Consider the following 305-nt stretch of genomic DNA (forward strand, 5'->3'; position numbering starts at 1 on the left):
CAGGTGACCAGCGCGGCGAGTAACCCGGTCAGCGCCACAATCATCCAGCTGGTGCGTCGGTGCTGCTGATCAAAGTTGATGTCGGTGCTGCGCGTCAGACGTTCTGCCGGTGGGGCAATCACCCAGCCAACAATTTTGCCGTTGCTGGTGGTGATATTGCGCCGGGTACCTTCCGGCGGTACCGGCTGGCGCGGCCCTGACAGCACCTTGTATTGCTGATCGATAATCCAGAACTGCGTGCGCCAGCCGTGCGGGGGTAACTGATACACGCTGCCCGGATTCTGCTCCAGCGAGCGCAAAATTGA

General features: G+C 60.7%; 1 pseudogene. It reads right to left on the reverse strand.

Annotation, left to right across the window (positions count from 1 at the left end):
• A pseudogene (locus KVT28_RS24815) lies at window positions 1-305 on the reverse strand (two-component system sensor histidine kinase BaeA); the annotation flags it as partial.

Source organism: Pantoea sp. GbtcB22 (genome assembly GCF_019091025.1).
Taxonomy (GTDB): Bacteria; Pseudomonadota; Gammaproteobacteria; order Enterobacterales; family Enterobacteriaceae; genus Pantoea; species Pantoea leporis.